This is a genomic window from uncultured Castellaniella sp., from assembly GCF_937988725.1.
Taxonomy (GTDB): domain Bacteria; phylum Pseudomonadota; class Gammaproteobacteria; order Burkholderiales; family Burkholderiaceae_B; genus Castellaniella.
Window position 1 is genome coordinate 33,103 of record NZ_CALKHS010000009.1, and the last position, 21,029, is coordinate 54,131.

The following is a 21,029-nucleotide window of genomic DNA, read 5'->3' on the forward strand; positions in this document are numbered from 1 at the left end:
GATTGACCGGCTTCAGCCACGCGCGTCGAGGCATCCCGAAGCCGGCATCAGAAAGCAGTCTTCCATCCAACCCAACCAGGGGTAGATTCCATGTGCGATTCACCTGACTGTCACCATGCCCAGATGGCATCCCGCCGCCTCTTCCTGCGTGCATCCGCCGGATTGGCCCTGACGGCATCGGCGGGGCTGAGCGGGATATTCAGCTCCGCCGCGCGCGCGGCGGGCCAACCCAAGCCCGAAAACATTCTATTTCCAGACGCGGCCATCCAGCGCCTGATCGACGGCAATCAACGCTATGTGTCCGGCGTCGCCCGGCGCCACGATTTCACCCAGGAACGCCAGGCCCTGGCGGGCGGCCAGAATCCGTACGCGGCCATCCTGGGCTGCGCCGACTCGCGCGTCATCCCCGAATACGCCTTCGACAGCGCCCGGGGCGACCTGTTCGTCAATCGGGTTGCGGGTAACGTCGTCGATGACGATATGCTGGGCAGCCTGGAATACGCGGTGGCCGTGCTGCGGGTGCCGGTCATCCTGGTCCTAGGACACGAAAAATGCGGCGCCGTGAGCGCCGCGCTCAAAGCGGTGAATGACCACGAGCAATTTCCAGGCCATATTCAAACCCTGGTGAATGCGCTGACTCCGGCGATCCAGCGGCTTGACCCGCACGACCCGGACCTGCTGAACGCCGCCATCGAACAGAACGTGCGCCAAGGCATGGCGGATCTGACCGCACAATCCGACATCATTGCAAAAGCCCAACAACAAGGAAAACTGAAGATCGCAGGCGGGGTGTATCGCCTGGAGACAGGCAAGGTGGATTTTCTAAGCTGAAGGGCGCGGTCCCTGGCGCGCCTGCCTGCGATCGACCATCCGCCGCTTCGATCAGCGGATCCGATCCGCATTCAGGCGACGCGCCACCGAAGCGGGTGCTTTCACACCTGCCTTCGATAAATTTGCAATAATGCCGCGTCTCCCGAACGCTCCCCCATCATGTTCGACCTATTCTCCGGCCTGTCCCTCGCCGTCGGATCCGGCCTGGTACTGGCGCTGGCCCTCGTCCTGGTCTTCGAATTCATCAACGGCTTCCACGACACAGCCAACGCCGTCGCCACGGTCATCTACACCAAGGCCATGCCGCCGCACCTGGCGGTGTTCTTCGCGGGCCTGTGCAACTTCCTGGGCGTGCTGCTGGGCGGGGTCGGAGTGGCCTACGCCATCGTCCATCTGCTGCCCGTGGATCTGCTGCTCAACCTGGGCAGCGGCCGCAGCCTGGTCATGGTGTTCTCGATGCTGATCACCGCCATCGCCTGGAACCTCGGCACCTGGTATTTCGGCATCCCCGCATCCAGTTCGCACACGTTGATCGGCGCGATCCTGGGCGTGGGCCTGGCCAACGCCCTGATGACCGGCCTGCCCGTGGGCGTCGGCGTCAACTGGAGCAAGGCCCTTGACATCGCCCTGTCGCTGATCATCTCGCCGCTGGCCGGCTTCATCATCGCGGCCCTGCTGCTGCTGGCCCTCAAGAAGATGTTCGTCGATTCGAAGATGCACAAGACGCCCGAGCAGCGCCGCGCCATCGACAACAAGAAACACCCGCCCTTCTGGAACCGGCTGGTGCTGGTGCTGTCGGCCATGTGCGTCAGCTTCGTGCACGGCTCCAACGACGGACAGAAGGGCATCGGCCTGGTCATGCTGGTGCTCATCGGCATCGTCCCGGCCAAATTCGTGCTGGACCCGGCCAGCACGCCCTACCAGATCCAGCGCACCTACGACGCGGTCGCCCACCTGAACGACCTCTACCTGCGCAATGAAGCCGCCCTGAGCGGCCACCTGACGCTCAAGCGCCCGAACAACGCCGACCTGCCCCCCGCTCCCCGCTGCGAGCCGCAGGACACCCTGTCCAACATCCAGGTGGTGCGCCGCAACCTGGACGGCCTGCGCGCCTACGAGGACCTGCCGCCGGACGTGCGCGGACGCGTGCGCCGCTCCCTGCTCTGCCTGGACGACACCGCCCGCAAGGTGGCCGGCCTGAACGTGCTGCCCGCCGGCGAGGCCGCCGACCTGCGGCGCCTGCGCGCCGACCTGAGCGCGACGACGGAATACGCGCCGCTGTGGGTGATCGCGGCCGTCGCGTTGGCGCTGGGCCTGGGCACCATGGTGGGCTGGCGCCGCGTGGTGCTGACCGTGGGCGAAAAGATCGGCAAGCAGGGCATGACCTATGCCCAGGGCACGGCCGCCCAGATCACCGCCGTCGCCACCATCGGCGTGGCCAATGTGTTCAGCCTGCCGGTCTCGACCACGCAGGTGCTGTCCTCGGGCGTGGCCGGAGCCATGGTGGCCAATCGCAGCGGTCTGCACAACGGAACCGTGCGCGTCATCCTGCTGGCCTGGCTGCTGACGTTCCCGGCCAGCATGCTGCTGTCGGCGGGCTTGTTCTCCCTGGCGGTGCTGACGCTGGGCGTATAGGCGGCGCCTCGGGGCGCCCGCCGCGGGGCGGGCCGCTAGGCGGCGCCCTGCCCCGCCTGCCGCTTCGACGCCTGGATCTGCATGCGGTTGATGGCGACCACGATGATGCCCACGGCCACCATGAACAGGGTCGCCAGGGCGTTGATCTCCGGCTTCAGGCCCAGGCGCACGCGGGAAAAGACTTCCAGCGGCAACGTGGTGTAGCCCGGCCCGGACAGAAAGGCGGCGATGACCACATCGTCCAGCGACAGGGTGAAGGCCAGCAGCCAGGCCGCCGCCAGGGCCGGCGCGATCAGCGGCAGGGTGATGAGGAAAAACACCTTCAGCGGCGAGGCGCCCAGGTCCAGGGCGGCTTCCTCCAGGGAACGGTCCAGGTCGCGCACGCGCGACTGGATGATGACCGCCACATAGGCCGTGCACAGGATCACGTGCCCCACCCAGATGGTGAACAGGCCGTTGCCGTCGGGCCAGCCGGTGAACTTGGAGATTTCCACGAACATCAGCAGCAGGGAGATCCCCAGCACCACTTCCGGCATGACCAGCGGGGCGCTGAGCATGCCGACATACAGGCCGAAGCCCCGGAAACGCCCCATGCGGGCCAGCACGTATCCCGCCCAGGTGCCGACGACCACCGAGGCCGTCGCCGTCAGGAGCGCGATCAGCAGGGACAGGCGGGCGGCCGACAGCAGGGCCTGGTCCTGGAACAGGGACCGGTACCAGCGCAGGGAAAAGCCCGACCAGGAATTCATCAGGGTCGAGTCGTTGAAGGAAAACACCATCAGGCAGGCGATGGGCACGTACAGGAAGCTGTAGCCGACAACCAGCGACAGGAAACGGAACCAGGAAGAACGCCGCATCATCGATCCCGCCCGGCCAGCTGACGGGCCTGGTTGTACTGGAAGATCGACAGGGGCACGAGCAGGAGCAGCACCATGACGCAGGTCACGGCCGCCGCCATCGGCCAGTCGGCGTTGTTGAAGAATTCGTTCCACATGACGCGTCCCATCATCAGGGTGTTGGCCCCGCCCAGCATTTCCGGAATCACGTATTCGCCGACCGAGGGGATGAACACCAGCATGGCCCCGGCGATCACCCCCGGCATGGACAGGGGCAGCGTGACCTGGACGAAGGCCTGCCAGGGCCTGGCCCCCAGGTCATAGGCGGCTTCCAGCAGGCGGTCGTCGAGCTTCACCAGATTGGCGTACAGCGGCAGGATGAAAAACGGCAGGTAGGCATAGATCAGGCCGATGTAGACCGCCAGGTCCGTGCGGTAGATCTCCAGCGGCGCGTCGATCAGCCCCAGGCCCAGCAGCAGGTGGTTCAGGAGCCCGTCGTTGCGCAGGATGCCCACCCAGGCATAGACCCGCAGCAGCAGCGAGGTCCAGAACGGCAGGATCACCCCCAAAAGCAGCAGGTTGCGGACTTCCGGGCGCGAGCGGGCGATGTGGTAGGCCATGGGATAGCCGATCAGCGCGCAGCACGCGGTCGTCACCAGCGCCATCTTGACCGAGCTCAGATAGACCGCCGCATACAGGCTGTCCGTGAACAGCAGCACGTACCCGCGCAGGTGCAGCGCCAGCGACAGGGTCTGGTCCTGCAGGGTGGCGATCGGCAGATATGGCGGAATGCCGAACTGCAGGTCCGAAAAGCTGATCTTCAGGACCAGCAGGAACGGCGCCAGCAGAAACAGCGCCAGCCAGGCGAAGGGCACGGCGATGGCCCACTGGCGGGCGCTGGGGCGGCGGCCGAGATTCATGAGGCCAGCACCGTGCCGGCGTCATGGGACCAGGAAACGTAGACTTCCTCGTCCACCCCGGGCGCGTCGGACTGGCTCCAGCCCAGGCTGGGCACGCTGGCCTCGATGACCTGGCCGGCGTCCAGGCGGATCTGGTAGCGGGTGGTGCTGCCCATCCAGGCCACGTGCGACACCATGCCGTGCCCCCAGTTGGCGTCCGCGTCCGGCGCCTGGCGGCCGACGCGGATCTGTTCCGGGCGGATGGAGACGTGGACTTCCATGCCCAGGGGTTCGCTGACGCCATGGCTGACGTACAGCGGACGCGTCAGGGCGTCGCTTTCGATCAGCACGTGGTCGGGCTCGTCGACCACGATGGCGCCGGTGAACAGGTTGGTCGAGCCGATGAAGCCCGCCACGAAGCGGGTGCTGGGGAAGGTGTAGACGTCGTGCGGCGTGCCGCACTGCACGATCTGGCCCTCGGTCATGACTGCCAGGCGGCTGGCCATGGTCATGGCCTCTTCCTGGTCGTGCGTCACCATGATGCAGGTGACGCCCACCTGATCCAGGATCTTCACCAGTTCGATCTGCGTGGCCTGGCGGATCTGCTTGTCCAGGGCGGACATGGGCTCGTCCAGCAACAGCAGCTTGGGGCGCTTCACCAGGCTGCGGGCCAGGGCGACGCGCTGCTGCTGGCCGCCGGACAGCTGCTGGGGCTTGCGCCGCGCGTAGCCGGCCATCTGCACCAGATCCAGGGCCTCGAAGACCCGCTCATGGATCTCCTGGCGCGGCACGCCTTCCTGTTTCAGGCCGAAGGCGACGTTGGCCTCGACCGTCATGTGCGGGAACAGGGCGTAGGACTGGAACATCATGTTCACCGGCCGCCGGTGCGGCGGCAGGCCGGTGATGTCCTCGTCGTCCAGGATGATGCGCCCCGATGTCGGTTCCTCGAAGCCCGCCAGCATGCGCAGCAGCGTGGATTTGCCGCAGCCCGAACTGCCCAGCAGCGCAAAGATCTCGTGCCGGCGCACGGACAGGCTGACGGACTGCACCGCCACCGTGTCGCCGAAGATCTTGACGACCTCCTCCATGCGCACGAAGTCGTCGGCCTCGCCCTGGCGAGGCATGCCGCGCGGGTCCTGCATGGCCATCAGCGCCCGGTCTTCAGCTGCGCCCACATCTGCGTCTGCAGGCGCAGGATGTTCATGGGCTGGGGCTTGATGACGAACAGATTGCGGGTGACTTCCGCCGGCGGGTAGATCATGGGGTTGTCGGCGACTTCCTTCACCACGTATTTCCGCGCCTCTTTGTTGGCGTTCGGATAGAACATGGTGTTGGTGATGGCCGCGTGCACCTGCGGAGTCTCGATGTAGTTGATGAAGGCGTGCGCCTCGTCGACGTGCTCGGCGCTCTTCGGAATGGCCATGGTGTCGAACCAGGCCGGCGCGCCGCCGTCGGGAATGTAATAGTCGATGGCATAGGACTTCTTCGCCTCGCGGGCGCGCGACGATGCGATCATCACGTCGCCGGAGAAGCCGTAGACCATGCACAGGCCGCCCGAGGCCAACTCGTCGATGTAGCCCGAGGAACTGAACTGGCGGATGTAGGGGCGGATGGTCTTCAGCAGGGCCAGCGCGGCCTCGTAGTCCTTGGGATCGCTGCTGTTGGGATCCTTGCCCAGATAATGCAGCACGGCCGGGAAGACCTGGGCGGCCTCGTCCAGCACGGAAATGCCGCAGGACTGCAGCTTGGCCGCATTTTCGGGCTTGAAGAGCATGTCCCAGGAATTCAGGGGCGCGTCGGCGCCCATGATCTCGCGCACCTGGGTCACGTTGTAGCCTAGGCCGTTGGTGCCGTATCCCCAGGGAACCAGATACTGGTTGCCCGGATCGACGGTGGCGACCAGCGCCATCAGATCGGGATCCAGGTACTGCCAGTTGGGAATCTTCGAGCGGTCCAGCTTCTGGAACAGGCCGCCCTGAACCTGGCGGGCTGCATAGTGCGTGGACGGCACGACCACGTCGTAACCGGACTTGCCGGTCAGCAGCTTGGCCTGCAGGGTGTCGTTGGTGTCGTAGACGTCGTAACGGATCTTGATGCCGGTGGCCTTTTCAAAGCCGGACAAGGTATCGGGCGCCGTGTATTCGGCCCAGTTGTAGACGTTGACGACGCGATCCTGGGCATGCGCCGACCCGGCTGCGATCAGCGCGGCGGCGGCCAACAGGGTATGAACGGTGCCGATTTTCATGGCAAGGTCCCCATAGAAAGGTCAACAAGGGGATCACCGGAACCGGGCCGCGCCGCCGCTTTCAGGCGGACGATCGCCGATATGCCCCGTTCAGTGCATCCCACCACTGCGCTCCGCGCGCGCCGGCTACCTTAACCAAAGACCGGCGCAGACGCAACAGATTTTTACGCCGCTGTCCCGGACTGACCACACCCAGGCGGGCGCGGTCGAAATCGATCAGCCAGACGCGGTCCCGATCGTCGAACAGGATGTTGTAGGCGTTCAGGTCGGCATGCCGCACGCCGGCCTCATGCATGGCACGGATCGCCCGGGCGACGGCCTCGGGATCGGCGCGGTCCAGTTGCCCGGCCAGGGACCGCGCCCCGGGGATGCGGGCCACCAGGATGGCATTGCGATAGCTCAGGCCGTCGCGCCAATAGGCGGCGGCCAGGGGTTCGGGCACCCGCAGGCCGGCCGAGCGCAGATGCGCCAGCGCCCGCACTTCGGCCCAGGCGCGCACCCGGCTTTCCCCCAGCCAGCAGTACGCGTGGCGGCCCAGGCGCGCCCGCAGGCCGCCGCGGCGATAGTGCCGCAGGACGGCGGCGCCATGGTCGCCGTCGACGAACCAGGCCGCCTGCCGGCCGCCCTCGCCCACGGCGACGGCCCCCGGGCGCCGGGGGTCGAACCATGCGTCCGAGGCCACGGCGGCCAGGCGCTCCGGCGCGCACACGGCGCCCCCGGGCGCCGGGAGGCGCACCCAGCCGGACGGCAGCGCCCTCATGCCGGCCCCCGCGCCAGCAGCAGCGCCATGATGAGCAGCAGCATGCAGGCGAAGATGAGCTTGAGCCGCGCCTCGGGCAAGGCGTAGGCCAGGCGCACGCCGTACGGCACGCACAGCAGGCTGCCCAGGGCCAGCGGAATCCCCACCAGGCCGTGCGCCTGGCCGTGCCAGGCGTAGGTCGCCAGGGCCACCATCGTGCCCGGCACGATCATGGTCAGCGCCAGGGCCTGCGCGGAGGTCTGGCGCAGGTGGAAGAGCGTCGTCATCAGGGGCACGGCCAGCACCGACCCGCCCACGCCGAAAATACCTCCCGTCAGGCCGGCGAAGATCCCCACGCCGAAATACCACCGGCGGCGCACCTGCCCGACCTCGCGGAAATGGCTGGCGGGCCGCGTCAGCGCCTTGCGGCCCAGGCTTTCCCGGAAATAGAACAGGGCGATCAGGAAGACGAAGCCGGCATAGATGCGGCGCAGCAGCCAGGGATCGATGCCTAGGGCGATCTGGGCGCCGATCCAGGTGAAGACGATGGAGCCGCCCGCCCCCGCCGCCGCCGAGCGCAGGTCGATGGGCGAGCGCTGGTGATATTTGCGCACCGTCAGCAGCACGGCGGGCAGCACCATGATCAGGGCCGTGCCCTGGGCGGCCTGCTGTTCGTAGCCCAGGATCAGGCCCAGCAGGGGAATGGCGAACAGGCCGCCGCCGATTCCCAGGACTCCGCCGGAGAATCCGATCACGCCGCCAACGGCCAGGCAGGCCGGAATCAACCACAGACTTTCAGACATCCAAAACCCTTTAACGCAATACGCCGAGCACGTCCTCGACGCGGTCCACCGCCTGGATCTCCAGCCCCTCGATGGGCTGGCGCGGCAGATTGGCCCGGGGGACGATGGCGCGGCCGAAGCCCAGCTTGGCCGCCTCGCGCAGGCGCTCCTGCCCCCGGGGCGCCGGGCGGATTTCACCGGCCAGGCCGACTTCGCCGAAAGCCAGCAGGCCTTCGGGCAGGGGCTGGTCCCGCATGGACGACAGGATCGCCAGGGCCACGGCCAGGTCGGCGGCGGGCTCCATGATGCGCACCCCGCCCACGGCGTTGACGAACACGTCCTGGTCGAAGGTCGCCACGCCCGCGTGGCGGTGCAGCACCGCCAGCAGCATGGCCAGACGGCTGCTTTCCAGGCCGACGGACAGGCGCCGGGGATTGGGCACGTGCGCCGTGTCCACCAGTGCCTGGACTTCGACCAGCAGCGGGCGGGTGCCTTCCTGGGTGGCCATGACGCAGGACCCGGCCACCTGGCGGGCGTGTCCGGCCAGGAACAGCGCCGACGGGTTGCTGACGCCGCGCAGGCCGCGGTCCGTCATGGCGAAGACGCCCAGCTCGTTGACCGCGCCGAAGCGGTTCTTGATGGCGCGCACCAGCCGGAACGAGGAATGTGTGTCGCCTTCGAAATACAGCACGGTGTCGACGATGTGCTCCAGCACACGGGGGCCCGCCAGGGCGCCGTCTTTCGTCACGTGGCCGATCAGGATCAGCGTCACGCCGGTCTGCTTGGCCACGCGCGTGAGCTGGGCGGCGCATTCGCGCACCTGCGACACCGAACCGGGCGCCGCCGTCAGGTCGCCGGAATACAGGGTCTGGATCGAATCGATCACGGCGACTTCGGGGCGGCGCTCGACCAGCGCCCCGGTGATCTGTTCCAGGCGAATTTCCGCCAGCAGGTCCACGGCGTCGCCCGACACCCCCAGGCGCTGGGCCCGCAGGGCCACCTGTTCGGCGGATTCCTCGCCCGTGACGTACAGGACCGGCCCGCGTTCCGACAGGCTGGCCAGGGCCTGCAGCAGCAAGGTCGATTTGCCGATCCCCGGATCGCCGCCGATCAGCACGACGGCGCCGGCTACCAGTCCGCCGCCCAGCACGCGATCGAATTCCTCGATGCCGGTGGGATTGCGGGCCTGTTCGCGGGCCTCGATGTCGGCCAGGCGCCGCACTGGCGCGGATCCGGCCAGCGGCGCGAAGCGATGCGTGGCGGACGCCGCCGATTCGCGGGATTCCTGCAGGGTGTTCCAGGCGCCGCAGTGGGGACAGCGGCCTTCCCATTTGGCCGTCGCGCCGCCGCAATCCGCGCAGAGGAACAGGGTGCGGGCCTTGGCCATCAGCGGCCCGCCAGGCTGCCGCCCCCGTCCACGCCCAGTTCCTGGCCGGTGATGAAGGCGGCCTCGTCGCTCAGCAGAAAGACCACGGCGGCGGCGACCTCGTCGGCCTGGGCCAGGCGGCCCAGGGGGATGGTCGCCAGCACGGCGCGCTCGGCCTCGCTGCCCACGGGGCATTCCGTACGGAACGAGCCGGTTTCCACCGGCCCCGGCGATACCGCATTGACCGTGACGCCGTAGGGGGCCAGTTCCAGGGCCCAGGTGCGGGTGCAGCCCAGCAGCGCGCTTTTCGCGGCCGAATAGCTGGTGTGGCCCACGGAGCCATGCACGGCCCGGCTGCAGAGATTGACGATGCGGCCGGCCTTGCGGGCCTTCATGCCCGGCACGAAGGCCTGCACGGCCTGGACCGCGACGCGCACGTTCAGGTCGAAGGACTGATACAGCGACGCCAGATCGACTTCGCCCAGTGGTTCCGGCATGACCGGCCCCACGCAGTTGACCACCGCATCGACGGGGTATTTTTCGCGGATCACGCGCAGCAGTTCCTCGGTCTCGCCCGCGCTGGCCAGATCGCAGGCATAGAGATAGCCCGGAAAGTCGATGTCCGCCGTATGGCGGGCCAGGCCGACCACGTGGCAGCCCTGATCGGCCAGCCGCTGGCTGACGGCCCAGCCGATGCCCTTGGTCGCGCCCGTGACGAGCACACAGCTATTTTTCATGAAAGGTCCTTGAAAGGGACATCACAGTTCGCGGCGCGGCACCCGGGGCGCCACCGCACACAGGAGTTCGTAGCCGATGGTACCGCAGGACAGCGCCACCTCGTCCACCGAGGGTCCGTCCTGTCCCCAGAGCACGACGGGCGCGCCGACGCCGGCCGCCGGAACGGGGTCCAGATCCACCGCCAGCATGTCCATGGACACCCGCCCCACCAGCCGGGTGCGCACCCCGGCGACGGTGATCGGCGTGCCGGTGGGCGCATGGCGGGGATAGCCGTCGGCGTATCCGCAGGCCACGATGCCGACCCGCATGGGATGAGGCGCGCGGAAGGTCTGTCCGTAGCCGACGCATTCGCCCGCCGGCACGACGTGCACGCCGATCAGCCGGGCGCTGAGCGTCATGGCCGGCCGCAGGCCGAAGGTTTCAGCGGGCTGGTCGGCGAAGGGGGACGCGCCATACAGGCAGATGCCCGGCCGCACCCATTGTTCGCCATCCGCCGCGCCGGCCGCGAAGCCGGGCGTCAGGGTCGCGGCCGAATTGCAGACGCTGACGGCGCCCGGCAGCCCCCGGGTCGCGGCGCGGAAGCAATCGAGCTGCGCCCGCGTGACGGTCTCGTCGTCGTCGGCCCTGGCGAAGTGGGTCATTTTCCCCACCGCCCCCAGCACGCCCAGCGCCTGCAGCGCCCGGGCGCGGGCGTACGCATCCGCATATTCGCCCGGCTGGAAGCCCAGGCGATGCATGCCGGTATTCAACTTCACGAAGGCATCGATCGGCGCGCGGACCCGATCGGATTCCAGCATGTCGAGCTGTTCGGCGCAATGGATGGCGGTGTTCAGGCGGTAGCGGGACAGCACGTCCAGATCGGCGGGCTCGAAAAAGCCTTCGAGCAGCAGGATCGGCCCGGTCCAGCCCAGTTCGCGGCACTGCACGGCTTCGTCCAGATCCAGCATGGCCAGGCCGTCGGCCTGGGAAAACCCGCGCATCGCCGCCGCCACCCCGTGGCCATAGCCGCGCGATTTCATGACGGCCCAGATCGAAGGCGCCGCGCCGCCCGCATCCCGCGCCAGACGCCGCGCCACCACCTGCAGATTGTGCGCGAGGGCGTTCGTATCGATGGTCGCCAGGATTGGACGCGGCATGGGTTCCCCAAAAAACAGAAAAAGCGGGGCGCGCGGGCCTCGCTGACCAGGGCCGATCGCCCGTTCGGGCCGGTTCCCGGCCGAGGCTCAGTATACTGCCGGATCATGGCCGTCGATCATTACGAAAACTTCCCTGTCGCCTCGATCCTGCTGCCCGCGAGGCTGCGTCCGGCGGTGCGCGATCTGTACGCCTTCGCGCGCGGCGCCGACGATCTGGCCGACGAAGGCGAGGCCGAACCCGCCGTCCGGCGGGCGGCCCTGGAAGCCTGGCGATCCGCCATCCAGGACCTGGGCGCCCACCGCGCCATCCGCACCCCGCTGTCCGCGCCGGACCGGATCCTGTTCGAACGGCTGGGGCGGACCATCGCCGAGCACCGACTGCCGATCCAGCCGTTCCTGGACCTGCTGTCCGCCTTCCTGCAGGATCTGACCGTCGCCAGCTACGCGGACGAGCGGGCGCTGCTGGACTACTGCCGCCGCTCGGCCAACCCGGTGGGGCGGCTGATGCTGCATCTGTTCGGCGCCACCGCGGCGCGGGACCTGGAGGAATCCGACGCCATCTGCACCGGCCTGCAGCGCGTGAATTTCTGCCAGGACGTGGCCCTGGACCAGGCCAAGGGCCGCTGCTATATTCCTTTGGATTGCCTGGCCCGCCACGAAGTCACGCTGCCCGCCCTGGCCGATCTGTGCCGATCGCGCCCGCGCCAGGCGCCGGCCGCCTGGCGGGCCGTGGCCCGCGAACAGATCGACCAGGCGCGCCGCTTGCTGCTGGCCGGCAGCCCCCTGGCCTGGCGCCTGCCGGGGCGCTTCGGCTGGGAACTGCGCCTGGTGGTCCACGGCGGCCTGCGCATCCTGGAAAAGCTGGAAAACGGCGGCGACAACCCTTATGCCGACCGGCCCATCCTGGGCCGGCGCGACGGCTTCCTGCTATGCTGGCGCGCATTCTGCCGGCCCCGCCCTGCCCCCCATCATGAGCCCTGACGAATATTGCCAGCACAAGGCCGCCCAAAGCGGGTCGAGCTTTTATTATTCCTTCCTGTTCCTGCCCCCCGACCGGCGGCGGGCCATCACGGCGCTGTACGCCTTCTGCCGCGAAGTCGACGACATCGTGGACGAAGTCAGCGAGGCTTCCGTCGCCCGCATGAAGCTGGCCTGGTGGCGCGGCCAGGTGGAACAGATGTTCAATGGCGCGCCGGACCACCCGGTGGCCATCGCCCTGCAGCCCCACCTGGAACCCTGCCGCCTGCGCCCGGACCCGTTCTACGCCATCATCGAAGGCATGGAAATGGATCTGGATCAGTTCCGCTATGCCTCCTGGGACGCCTTGCGCCAATACTGCTGGCGGGCGGCGGGCGTGGTGGGCGATCTGTCGGCCAGCATCTTCGGCTACACCGACCCGCGCACCCTGGAATACGCCGAGACCCTGGGCCTGGCCTTCCAGATGACGAACATCATCCGCGACGTGGGCGACGACGCCCGGCGCGGCCGCATCTACCTGCCGGCCGACGACATGGAACGGCACGGCGTCACCGTCGACGACGTGCTGGACGGCCGCTACACGGACGGCTTCACCGCGCTGATGCGACAGCAGACGCAGCGCGCCCGCGAACTGTACCGGGACGCCATGCGCCTGCTGCCCGACGCCGACCGCCGCGCGCAGCGCCCTGGCCTGATGATGGCCGCCATCTACCACACGCTGCTGGACGAGATCGAGCGCGACGGCTGGCATGTGCTCAACCAGCGCATCGCCCTGACGCCCATCCGCAAGTTCTGGCTGGCCTGGAAGGTCTGGGTCAGCGGCGGCCAGGGGCTGGTGCGCCGCCTGGCGGCATGAACGTCGCCGTCATCGGAGCGGGCTGGGCAGGCCTGGCGGCCGCCGTGCGCCTGCACCGCGCCGGATGCCGGGTCCGGGTCTTCGAAGCCGCCGCGCAACCGGGCGGCCGGGCCCGCCCCGTGGCGCACCCAGGCCTGGGCCAGGCGACGGACAACGGCCAGCACATCCTGCTGGGCGCCTACCGCGACACCCTGGAACTGATGCGATCCCTGGATGTGGATCCGGCCCGCGCCTGCCACGTCGAAGCCCTGCGCCTGGAGTCGGCCGACGGACGGCTGAGCCTGCGATTCTGGCCCCTGCCCGCGCCGGCCAATCGCCTGGGCGCCCTGCTCGGCAGCCGCGGGCTGGCGGGCTGGCGCGGCCGCCGCCACCTGTGGCGCGTGCTGCGCGCGCTGGACCCCGGGCGGATCGGCGCCGAACAGACAGCCGCGGACTGGCTGCGGCGGCTGGACTGCCCGCCCCTCCTGCTGGACCGCCTCTGGGCGCCGTTGTGCCTGGCGGCGACCAACACCCCGCTGGAGCGGACGGACGCCCGCCTGCTGGCCCGCGTCCTGCGCGACAGCCTGGGCGCCGACACCGATGCCAGCCGGATCTACATCCCCCGCGGCCACCTGCACGATCTATGGCCGCGGCAAGCCTGCCAGCTGCTGGGCGAAGGCCTGCGGCGGCAGCGGGTGCGAGCGATCAGCCCTGTCGCGGCGGGCGGCTGGCGGGTGGACGGCGAAGCCTATGACCGCGTGATCCTGGCGACCCCGCAGCCCGAGGCCCTGCGCCTGCTGGCGCCCCTGCCGGACGCCGCCTCCTACCTGGACGGCTGGTCCGAACTGCGCCACGCCGCCATCGGCACGGTCAGCCTGCGGCTGAGCCGGCCCTGGGAATCGGGGCGAGCCATGACGCTGCTGTGGGACGAACCCGGGCGCCATGCCTGGGGGCAATGGCTGTTCGACCGCAGCGCCAGCGGCGCGGACCCGCAAGACCGCCGCCTGGTCCACGTCGTCATCGGAGCGGCCGACCGCTATGCCGGCCAGGATGCGGAACGGATCGTCGCCGGCACGGTGGCGCAGATCCGCGCCCAGGCGCCGCGCCCCCTGCCCGACATCGAAGCGCAGGCGCTGATCACGGAAAAGCGGGCGACCTTCGACGCCACCCCCGGCCTGCGGCGGCCCGATCCCGTCACACCCTGGCCTGGCCTGCTGCTGGCGGGCGACTGGACCGACACCGGCTATCCGGCGGTGCTGGAAGGCGCCGTGCGCAGCGGCCTGAAGGCGGCGGCGCTGGCGGAAAGCCGTTGATTCACCGCGCGGGCCGCTCGTCGCGGCTGCGACGGATCAGGGTGGATTTGCCGAACAGGCTTTCGATCAGCTCCACGGCGACCTTGGCCGTGCCGTTGCGCACGTCCAGGGCGGGATTGAGTTCCACGATATCCACCGAGCCCACCTGCCCCGTGTCCGCCAGCATCTCCATGCACAACTGGGCTTCGCGCCAGGTCGGCCCGCCGCGCACCGTGGTGCCCACCCCGGGCGCATAGTCCGGATCCAGGAAATCCACGTCGAAGCTGACGTGGACGTGGGCCTGCGGGGGCAGGCCGTCCAGGGCCGCCTCCATCACCGCCCGCATGCCCCGTTCGTCGATGGTGCGCATGTCGTAGACGTCCAGGCCCTGCTCATGGACGAACTGGCGCTCTCCGGCATCCACGCTGCGGATGCCGATCATGCGCAGCTCGTCCGCACGCAGGGCGGGAGACGGCCCGCCCAGGTCCGTCAGTTCGCGCGGCCCGAAGCCGCACAGGCAGGCCACCGGCATGCCATGCACATTGCCGCTGGGCGTGAGCTGCGCCGTATTGAAATCGGTATGCGCGTCCAGCCAGAACACGCGCAGCGGCCGTCCCCGCTGGCGGCAGTGCCGCGCCACGGCGCCCACCGACCCCATGCCCAGGCAATGGTCCCCGCCCAGCAGCATCGGCACGCGGCCCGCCTGCAACTGATCGGTGACCGCCTCGAACACCCGAGTGTTCCACTGCACGACCTGCGGCAAATGCCGATACCCCTGCACGGCGGGCTGCCAGGGGTTGGGCGGGCCGATCAGATCGCCCGTGTCGATGACCTCGCAACCCTGGCGCCGCAGGGCGCGATCCAGACCCGCGACACGCAGGGCCTGGGGCCCCATGGACGCGCCCAGGGCTCCCGCTCCGATGTCGGTCGGCGCGCCGATCAAGGCGACGGACGTATTCAAGATATGCTTCCCCTTTTCGAATCCCGGCAGCCCGGCGGGCCGCGCCATGCCCTTCCCGGGCCGCAGCGCCCGGACCGGGCCTTAAGCCGGCACGGCGGGCGCCTGCTCGTGCGCCAGCATCCAGCCGTACAGATCGCGCGGGTCTTCCTGGCCGGGCATGATGTCCACCCAGCGCCCCACGCCGTGCCGCATCGCGGCGGCCTGCAGGAACGATAGAGCGCAATAGTCCTCCAGCGCAAATCCGACCGAATCGAACAGGGTCACCTGCCGCGCGTCCCGCCGGCCCTGCGCCTGGCCCGCCAGCACCCGCCACAGTTCCGTCACGGGAAAATCCGCCGGCATCTGCTGGATCTCGCCTTCCTTGCGCGTCTGCGGCGGGAACTCCACGAACACGGACGCGCGCGGCAGGATGGCCGGATCCAGTTCGGTCTTGCCCGGCGAATCGCCGCCCACGGCATTCAGATGCATGCCCGGTTCCAGCAGATCCGCCGTCAGCACCCGGGCGGCCCCCTGCAAGGCCGTGACCGTCGTGACCACGTCGGCCCCCCGGACGGCCTGCGCCAGCGAATCGCAGATCCGGACCTGCAGCCCGTCCAGATGGCTGGCCGCGAGATTGCGCTGCAGGCGCAGCGACGCCGTCCGATCCACGTCGTACAGGCGCAGGTCACGGATGCCCAGCAGGGCGTGGAAGGCGATCGCCTGGAAATCGCTCTGCGCCCCGTTGCCGATCAGGGCCATGGACCGGCTGTCCGGGCGCGCCAGCGCCAGCGCCGCCAGCGCCGAGGTCGCCGCCGTGCGCAGCGCCGTCGTCAGCGTCAGTTCGCTGAGGAGGCGAACCATGCCGGTATCGCAATCCAGCAGGGCGCCCATGGCCATCACGGTGGGCAGGCCCGCCGCGCCATTGCCCGGGTGGCCGTTGACGCACTTGAAACTGTAGACGCGGCCGTCGGTGATGGGCATCAGCTCGATGACGCCCTGCGGCGAATAGGCGGCGATCCGGGCAGTCTTGTCGAATTCGGGCCAGCGCAGATATTCCATCCGCAGGCGCTCGGTCAGCATCCGCAGGGCGACCGGCGCGCCCAGCAGCCCCACCAGGCGGGCGACGTCAGGGGTATCCAGAAACAGGGTCCTGGCTTGTGCGGTTCGGGTCGTGCGCATGATCGTCTCCTGGAAGATATCGGTCTGCTTCCAGTGTGTCCGAAGTCGCCGCCAATGACTATCGTCAGAAATGCATCACTTTCGACATAAAATCATCAAAATGACATGACGAGTAAAGCAAAATGCCCAAAGACATCGCCATCGACTCCACCGACCAGCAGTTGATCCGCCTGCTGCGGGCCAATGCCCGCGCCAGCGTCGCCACCCTGGCGCGTCGCCTGGGGGTGGCGCGGGGCACGGTCACGCAGCGCATGCGCCGGCTGGAAGACGCCGGCCTGATCGTGGGGTATACGGTGCGGCTGCGCCCGGACGTGCAGCCGCAGGCCATCCACGCCTGGATGAGCATCGCGGTGGATGGAAACGAGGCGCGCACCGTGATCGCCAGCTTGCTGGGGGAACCGGGGGTGGCCGCCCTGCACGACACCAACGGCCGCTGGGACCTGCTGGCCGAACTGCGCGTCGCCGACCTGCAGGAACTATCGCAGGTGCTGGAACGCATCCGCCTGATCCGGGGCATCGGCCAGTCGGAGACCAGCCTGCACCTGCAGACTTACCGGGCAGCCTGACGGCCGGGGCTCACAATGCATGCCGGCCGACGTAGTCCGCCACCAGCCGCGCGTCGCAATCCATGATCTCGACCCGCTGGGGGCGCTGCTGCAGATCCCGCAGATCTTCCGGCACGGCCGGCGCCTGGCCGATGGCCTCGACCAGGGTCTCGGAAAACTTCGCCGGCAAGGCGGTTTCCAGCACCAGCATGGGAATGCCGGGCTCCAGATGCGCCTGGGCGACGTGCACGCCGTCGGCCGTATGCGGGTCGATCAGCACGCCGCTTTCGGCATGGACGGCCCGGATCGTCGCCAGGCGGTCGGCATGCGAACTGGCGCCGGCCACGAAACCGTAGGTCTGCGTGAACTGAGGTTTCAGATCCGACAGGTCGAATTCCCCGGTCCGGCGCAATTCATCCATCAGCGCCCTCACCCGCCCGGCATCCTGCCCCACCAGATCGAAGACGAAGCGTTCGAAATTGGAAGCCCGCGAAATGTCCATCGAGGGGCTGGACGTGGCGTAGGTCCGGCTGGCGGGGCGCGGCCGATAGACGCCGGTGCGGAAGAATTCCTCCAGCACGTTGTTTTCATTGGTGGCCAGCACCAGCCGGTGGATCGGCAGCCCCATCCGCCGCGCCAGGTGGCCGGCCAGGATGTTGCCGAAATTGCCCGAGGGCACGGCGAAGGACACGAGCTCCCCGGGCTTGCCGGTTGCCCGCAGCCAGCCCCAGACGTAATACACGATCTGGGCGGCGATCCGCGCCCAATTGATGGAGTTCACCGCCCCCAGGCGGTGGGCGCTCTTGAAGTCCAGGTCGCCCGCCAGAGCCTTGACGATGTCCTGGCATTCGTCGAAGACCCCGCGCAGGGCGATGTTGTGGATGTTGGCGTCCTGCAGGGAATACATCTGCGCCCGCTGGAAGGCGCTCATGCGTCCGTGCGGCGACAGCATGAACACCGCCACGCCGCGCTTGCCGCGCAGCGCGTATTCGGCCGCCGAGCCCGTGTCGCCCGACGTCGCCCCCAGGATGTTGAGGGTCTGGCCGCGCCGCGCCAGCACGTATTCGAAGATCTGGCCCAGGAACTGCATGGCCATGTCCTTGAACGCCAGGGTCGGTCCTTCGGACAGGCCCAGCAGGGACAGGCCGGGACGCAGGGGCTTCAACGGCGCGATCCGCGGGAAGACGTCCGACGCATAGGCCGCCTGCGTCATGCGCAGCAGATCGGGCGCCGGGACGTCGTCGATGAACAGGCCCAGCACCCGGGCCGCCAGTTCGGCATAGGACAGGCCGCGCCAGGATTCCAGCGTGTCGGCGTCCAGCGCGGGCAGGGTTTCGGGCAGAGTCAGGCCGCCGTCGGGCGCCAGGCCTTCGAGCAGGATGTCGCAAAAGGGCAAGGGGGCCATGCCGCCCCGGGTGGACCGGTATTTCAAGTCAGGTTCTCCACGCGCAGACGCGTGACGTCTGAGCGGACAAAGGGCTGAGCCTGCATGGCGCGCAGGGCGTCGTCCACGTCGCCCTCGCGGGCCTCGTGGGTCAGGAAGATGATGTCGGCCTGATGTTCGCCATGCGGCTGCTGGAACATGGAACCCACCGAAATACCCGCGCCCGACAGGATGCGGGCCAGATCGGCCAGCACGCCGGGCCGGTCGTCGACCCGCAGGCGCAGGTAGAAGCTGGACCGGACCTCGGCCATGGGCAGCACGGGAATATCGACGACGGATTCCGGCTGGAAGGCCAGATGGGGCACGCGGTGTTCCGGATCGGCCATCTGCAGGCGGGCCACGTCCACCAGGTCGGCCACGACGGCCGAGGCCGTGGGCAGGGATCCGGCGCCCTGGCCGTAGTACATCGACAGACCCACGGCGTCGCCGCGCACCAGCACGGCGTTCATGGCGCCTTCGACGTTGGCCAACAGGCAGTCGGCCGGCACCAGCGTAGGATGCACGCGCAGTTCGATGCCGTCGGGGCGGCGCCGGGTGATGCCCAGCAGCTTGATGCGATAGCCCAGGCGGTCGGCATGCACGATGTCCTCGGACGCCAGGCCCGAGATGCCTTCCGTCGTGGCCTTGTCGAACTGGACCGGGATCCCGAAGGCCAGCGAGGCCAGCAGGGTCAGCTTGTGCGCGGCGTCCACGCCTTCGATATCGAAGGTCGGATCGGCTTCGGCATAGCCCAGGCGCTGGGCTTCGGCCAGGACGGCGTCGAAGGGCAGGCCGCGCTGGCGCATTTCCGACAGGATGAAATTGGTCGTGCCGTTGATGATGCCCGCCACCCACTGGATGCGGTTGGCGGTCAGGCCTTCGCGAATGGCCTTGATGATGGGGATGCCCCCGGCGACGGCGGCTTCGAAGGCCACCATCACGCCCTTCGCCTGGGCCGCCGCGAAGATTTCGTTGCCGTGCACCGCCAGCAGGGCCTTGTTGGCCGTGACGACGTGCTTGCCGCTGGCGATGGCCGCCAGCATGCATTCGCGGGCCACCGTGTCGCCGCCCATCAGTTCGACGATGATGTCGATGTCCGGGTCCCGCACCAGGGCCATGCCGTCGTTGACGACGCGCACGTCCGGCCCCACCAGGGCGCGGGCCTTGGCGACGTCGCGCACGGCCACCGCGGCGACTTCGATGCGCCGCCCCGCGCGGCGCGCGATCTCGCCGCCGTTCTGGGTCAGAACGTTCCAGACGCCGCCGCCGACGACGCCCAGCCCCAGCAAACCGATCCGGATGGGTTTCATTTCAGCAGCCCGTCCTTGCGAAACATGTCCTTGATGCCGCGCACGGCCTGCCGGGTGCGCTGCTCGTTCTCGATCAGCGCGAAGCGCACGTATTCATCGCCATATTCGCCAAAGCCGATGCCGGGCGACACCGCGACCTTCGCATCCGCCAGCAGGCGCTTGGAGAATTCCAGCGAGCCCTGCGCCCGGTAGGGTTCGGGAATGCGCGCCCAGATGTACATGGACGCCTTGGGCACGTCCACCAGCCAGCCGGCTTCGTGCAGGCCCTTGGCCAGCACGTCGCGGCGGCGGCGGTATTGTTCGACGACTTCCGCCACGCAATCCTGCGGACCTTCCAGGGCGGCGATGGCCGCCACCTGGATGGGAGTGAAGGTGCCGTAGTCGTGGTAGCTCTTGATGCGGGCCAGGGCATTGACCAGCTCGCGGTTGCCTACCATGAAGCCGATGCGCCACCCCGCCATGTTGTAGCTCTTGCTCATGGTGAAGAATTCCACCGCCACGTCGCGTGCGCCTTCCACCTGCATGATGGACGGCGCCACGTAGCCGTCGAAGGTGATGTCGGCATAGGCCAGGTCGTGCACGACCAGGATGTTGTGTTCCTTGGCCAGCGCCACGATGCGCTCGAAGAACGACAGATCGACGCACTGCGCCGTCGGATTGCTGGGAAAGCCCAGGATCATCATCTTGGGCTTGGGGATGGCCTCGCGCACCGCGCGTTCGATTTCCTCGAAGAAATCCAGGCCGGGCGTCATGGGCACCGAACGGATGTTGGCGCCGGCGATCACCGCCCCGTAGATGTGGATGGGATAGCTGGGATTGGGCACCAGCACGGTGTCGCCGCGATCCAGGGTCGCCAGCATCAGGTGCGCCAGGCCTTCCTTCGAGCCGATGGTGACGATGGCCTCGCTGTCCGGATCGAATTCCACCCCGTAGCGGCGCTGGTACCAGGCGGTGATCGCCCGGCGCAGTCGGGGAATGCCCTTGGATACCGAATAGCCGTGGGTGTTCTCGCGTTCGGCGACCTCGACCAGCTTGTCGACGATATGCTTGGGCGTGGGCCCGTCGGGATTGCCCATGGACATGTCGATGATGTCCTCGCCGCGCCGCCGGGCAGCCATCTTCAGTTCCCCGGTGATGTTGAACACATAGGGGGGCAGGCGCTCGATGCGCGGGAAGGTCGTCATGATGGTCCTCGGACTGGGCAGGGAAGAAATCGGCAGCGGATGATTGCAGCGCAGCAAATCCGATAATCTAGCGCATGCTTCTGTGACTCGCAAATCCGGCCCCGCGAAGGACGGAAAGCGCGACACGGCCCGTTCA

The 21,029-nt window shown here is 68.5% G+C and carries 20 protein-coding genes; 6 read left to right on the forward strand and 14 right to left on the reverse strand.

Annotated elements, in window-relative coordinates; genetic code table 11:
* Positions 1-90 precede the first annotated feature (90 nt).
* Together Q0263_RS07680 and Q0263_RS07685 are read left to right on the forward strand one after the other, a co-directional pair.
* Entirely contained in the window at positions 91-831 is a 741-nt protein-coding gene (locus tag Q0263_RS07680) for a carbonic anhydrase (RefSeq protein ID WP_298015011.1), read from the forward strand.
* Positions 832-990: 159 nt separating this feature from the next.
* Positions 991-2,466, forward strand: a complete 1,476-nt coding sequence (locus tag Q0263_RS07685; RefSeq protein WP_298015013.1) for an inorganic phosphate transporter — start codon at positions 991-993, stop codon at positions 2,464-2,466.
* 35 nt (positions 2,467-2,501) lie between these two features.
* Here the strand turns inward: Q0263_RS07685 and Q0263_RS07690 are convergent, their stop codons facing one another.
* The 9 genes from Q0263_RS07690 to alr all read right to left on the reverse strand — a co-directional run bounded on the left by Q0263_RS07690 (position 2,502) and on the right by alr (position 11,207).
* Entirely contained in the window at positions 2,502-3,326 is an 825-nt protein-coding gene (locus Q0263_RS07690; protein ID WP_298015015.1) for an ABC transporter permease subunit, read from the reverse strand.
* Positions 3,323-4,222: an ABC transporter permease subunit gene (locus Q0263_RS07695; RefSeq protein ID WP_298015017.1), complete on the reverse strand. Its 900-nt coding sequence runs from the start codon at positions 4,220-4,222 to the stop codon at positions 3,323-3,325. The genes Q0263_RS07690 and Q0263_RS07695 overlap by 4 nt, the downstream gene beginning before the upstream one ends.
* Complete coding sequence (locus Q0263_RS07700; RefSeq protein ID WP_298015675.1) at positions 4,219-5,343, reverse strand: ABC transporter ATP-binding protein; 1,125 nt, start codon at positions 5,341-5,343, stop codon at positions 4,219-4,221. Before Q0263_RS07700 ends, Q0263_RS07695 begins: the two co-directional genes overlap by 4 nt.
* A 5-nt stretch (positions 5,344-5,348) precedes the next feature.
* Positions 5,349-6,446: a polyamine ABC transporter substrate-binding protein gene (locus Q0263_RS07705; protein ID WP_298015019.1), complete on the reverse strand. Its 1,098-nt coding sequence runs from the start codon at positions 6,444-6,446 to the stop codon at positions 5,349-5,351.
* Positions 6,447-6,507: 61 nt separating this feature from the next.
* The gene (locus Q0263_RS07710) at positions 6,508-7,206 is read right to left on the reverse strand and encodes a 3-deoxy-D-manno-octulosonic acid kinase (RefSeq protein WP_298015021.1); all 699 of its coding nucleotides are present in this window, start codon (positions 7,204-7,206) and stop codon (positions 6,508-6,510) included.
* Positions 7,203-7,988, reverse strand: a complete 786-nt coding sequence (locus Q0263_RS07715; RefSeq protein WP_298015023.1) for a sulfite exporter TauE/SafE family protein — start codon at positions 7,986-7,988, stop codon at positions 7,203-7,205. The genes Q0263_RS07710 and Q0263_RS07715 overlap by 4 nt, the downstream gene beginning before the upstream one ends.
* Positions 7,989-7,998: 10 nt before the next feature.
* Positions 7,999-9,354 (reverse strand): DNA repair protein RadA, encoded by a 1,356-nt coding sequence (gene radA, locus Q0263_RS07720; protein WP_298015025.1) that lies wholly within the window; start codon positions 9,352-9,354, stop codon positions 7,999-8,001.
* Positions 9,354-10,070, reverse strand: coding sequence for an SDR family oxidoreductase (locus tag Q0263_RS07725; RefSeq protein WP_298015027.1), 717 nt, complete (start codon positions 10,068-10,070; stop codon positions 9,354-9,356). Before Q0263_RS07725 ends, radA begins: the two co-directional genes overlap by 1 nt.
* 21 nt (positions 10,071-10,091) lie before the next feature.
* The gene (gene alr, locus Q0263_RS07730) at positions 10,092-11,207 is read right to left on the reverse strand and encodes an alanine racemase (RefSeq protein ID WP_298015029.1); all 1,116 of its coding nucleotides are present in this window, start codon (positions 11,205-11,207) and stop codon (positions 10,092-10,094) included.
* 105 nt (positions 11,208-11,312) lie between these two features.
* On the opposite strand from alr, the gene hpnC reads away from it, so the two are divergent.
* Genes hpnC through hpnE form a run of 3 tightly spaced genes read left to right on the forward strand, consistent with a single transcriptional unit; the run spans position 11,313 to position 14,333 of the window.
* On the forward strand, positions 11,313-12,188 hold the full coding sequence (hpnC, locus tag Q0263_RS07735; protein WP_298015032.1) for a squalene synthase HpnC: 876 nt from the start codon (positions 11,313-11,315) through the stop codon (positions 12,186-12,188).
* On the forward strand, positions 12,178-13,041 hold the full coding sequence (gene hpnD, locus Q0263_RS07740; RefSeq protein WP_298015034.1) for a presqualene diphosphate synthase HpnD: 864 nt from the start codon (positions 12,178-12,180) through the stop codon (positions 13,039-13,041). Before hpnC ends, hpnD begins: the two co-directional genes overlap by 11 nt.
* Positions 13,038-14,333: a hydroxysqualene dehydroxylase HpnE gene (hpnE, locus tag Q0263_RS07745; RefSeq protein ID WP_298015036.1), complete on the forward strand. Its 1,296-nt coding sequence runs from the start codon at positions 13,038-13,040 to the stop codon at positions 14,331-14,333. Before hpnD ends, hpnE begins: the two co-directional genes overlap by 4 nt.
* 1 nt (position 14,334) lies before the next feature.
* Here hpnE and rocF read toward each other — a convergent pair whose 3' ends face one another.
* Both rocF and Q0263_RS07755 read right to left on the reverse strand, forming a co-directional pair.
* Entirely contained in the window at positions 14,335-15,273 is a 939-nt protein-coding gene (gene rocF, locus Q0263_RS07750) for an arginase (protein WP_298015039.1), read from the reverse strand.
* Between the two features lie 81 nt (positions 15,274-15,354).
* Positions 15,355-16,431 (reverse strand): ornithine cyclodeaminase, encoded by a 1,077-nt coding sequence (locus Q0263_RS07755; protein ID WP_298015040.1) that lies wholly within the window; start codon positions 16,429-16,431, stop codon positions 15,355-15,357.
* A 140-nt stretch (positions 16,432-16,571) separates the two neighbouring features.
* Between Q0263_RS07755 and Q0263_RS07760 the strand changes: the two genes are divergently transcribed.
* Positions 16,572-16,997 carry an Lrp/AsnC family transcriptional regulator gene (locus tag Q0263_RS07760; protein WP_298015676.1) on the forward strand — a complete coding sequence of 142 codons (426 nt, stop codon included), beginning with the start codon at positions 16,572-16,574 and terminating at the stop codon, positions 16,995-16,997.
* Positions 16,998-17,007: 10 nt separating this feature from the next.
* On the opposite strand, the gene thrC is transcribed toward Q0263_RS07760, so the two are convergent.
* Genes thrC through alaC form a run of 3 tightly spaced genes read right to left on the reverse strand, consistent with a single transcriptional unit; the run spans position 17,008 to position 20,893 of the window.
* Complete coding sequence (gene thrC, locus Q0263_RS07765; RefSeq protein ID WP_298015041.1) at positions 17,008-18,408, reverse strand: threonine synthase; 1,401 nt, start codon at positions 18,406-18,408, stop codon at positions 17,008-17,010.
* Positions 18,405-19,709, reverse strand: coding sequence for a homoserine dehydrogenase (locus Q0263_RS07770; RefSeq protein WP_298015043.1), 1,305 nt, complete (start codon positions 19,707-19,709; stop codon positions 18,405-18,407). Before Q0263_RS07770 ends, thrC begins: the two co-directional genes overlap by 4 nt.
* On the reverse strand, positions 19,706-20,893 hold the full coding sequence (alaC, locus tag Q0263_RS07775) for an alanine transaminase (protein ID WP_298015044.1): 1,188 nt from the start codon (positions 20,891-20,893) through the stop codon (positions 19,706-19,708). The genes Q0263_RS07770 and alaC overlap by 4 nt, the downstream gene beginning before the upstream one ends.
* Between the last annotated feature and the right edge of the window lie 136 nt (positions 20,894-21,029).

Excerpts from the sequence above, each read along its gene's own strand:
- Q0263_RS07680 (WP_298015011.1), top strand. The coding sequence starts at position 91 with ATGTGCGATTCACCTGACTGTCACCATGCCCAGATGGCATCCCGCCGC.
- Q0263_RS07685 (WP_298015013.1), top strand. The coding sequence starts at position 991 with ATGTTCGACCTATTCTCCGGCCTGTCCCTCGCCGTCGGATCCGGCCTG.
- Q0263_RS07690 (WP_298015015.1), bottom strand. The coding sequence starts at position 3,326 with ATGATGCGGCGTTCTTCCTGGTTCCGTTTCCTGTCGCTGGTTGTCGGC.
- Q0263_RS07695 (WP_298015017.1), bottom strand. The coding sequence starts at position 4,222 with ATGAATCTCGGCCGCCGCCCCAGCGCCCGCCAGTGGGCCATCGCCGTG.
- Q0263_RS07700 (WP_298015675.1), bottom strand. The coding sequence starts at position 5,343 with ATGCAGGACCCGCGCGGCATGCCTCGCCAGGGCGAGGCCGACGACTTC.
- Q0263_RS07705 (WP_298015019.1), bottom strand. The coding sequence starts at position 6,446 with ATGAAAATCGGCACCGTTCATACCCTGTTGGCCGCCGCCGCGCTGATC.
- Q0263_RS07710 (WP_298015021.1), bottom strand. The coding sequence starts at position 7,206 with ATGAGGGCGCTGCCGTCCGGCTGGGTGCGCCTCCCGGCGCCCGGGGGC.
- Q0263_RS07715 (WP_298015023.1), bottom strand. The coding sequence starts at position 7,988 with ATGTCTGAAAGTCTGTGGTTGATTCCGGCCTGCCTGGCCGTTGGCGGC.
- radA (WP_298015025.1), bottom strand. The coding sequence starts at position 9,354 with ATGGCCAAGGCCCGCACCCTGTTCCTCTGCGCGGATTGCGGCGGCGCG.
- Q0263_RS07725 (WP_298015027.1), bottom strand. The coding sequence starts at position 10,070 with ATGAAAAATAGCTGTGTGCTCGTCACGGGCGCGACCAAGGGCATCGGC.
- alr (WP_298015029.1), bottom strand. The coding sequence starts at position 11,207 with ATGCCGCGTCCAATCCTGGCGACCATCGATACGAACGCCCTCGCGCAC.
- hpnC (WP_298015032.1), top strand. The coding sequence starts at position 11,313 with ATGGCCGTCGATCATTACGAAAACTTCCCTGTCGCCTCGATCCTGCTG.
- hpnD (WP_298015034.1), top strand. The coding sequence starts at position 12,178 with ATGAGCCCTGACGAATATTGCCAGCACAAGGCCGCCCAAAGCGGGTCG.
- hpnE (WP_298015036.1), top strand. The coding sequence starts at position 13,038 with ATGAACGTCGCCGTCATCGGAGCGGGCTGGGCAGGCCTGGCGGCCGCC.
- Q0263_RS07755 (WP_298015040.1), bottom strand. The coding sequence starts at position 16,431 with ATGCGCACGACCCGAACCGCACAAGCCAGGACCCTGTTTCTGGATACC.
- Q0263_RS07770 (WP_298015043.1), bottom strand. The coding sequence starts at position 19,709 with ATGAAACCCATCCGGATCGGTTTGCTGGGGCTGGGCGTCGTCGGCGGC.
- alaC (WP_298015044.1), bottom strand. The coding sequence starts at position 20,893 with ATGACGACCTTCCCGCGCATCGAGCGCCTGCCCCCCTATGTGTTCAAC.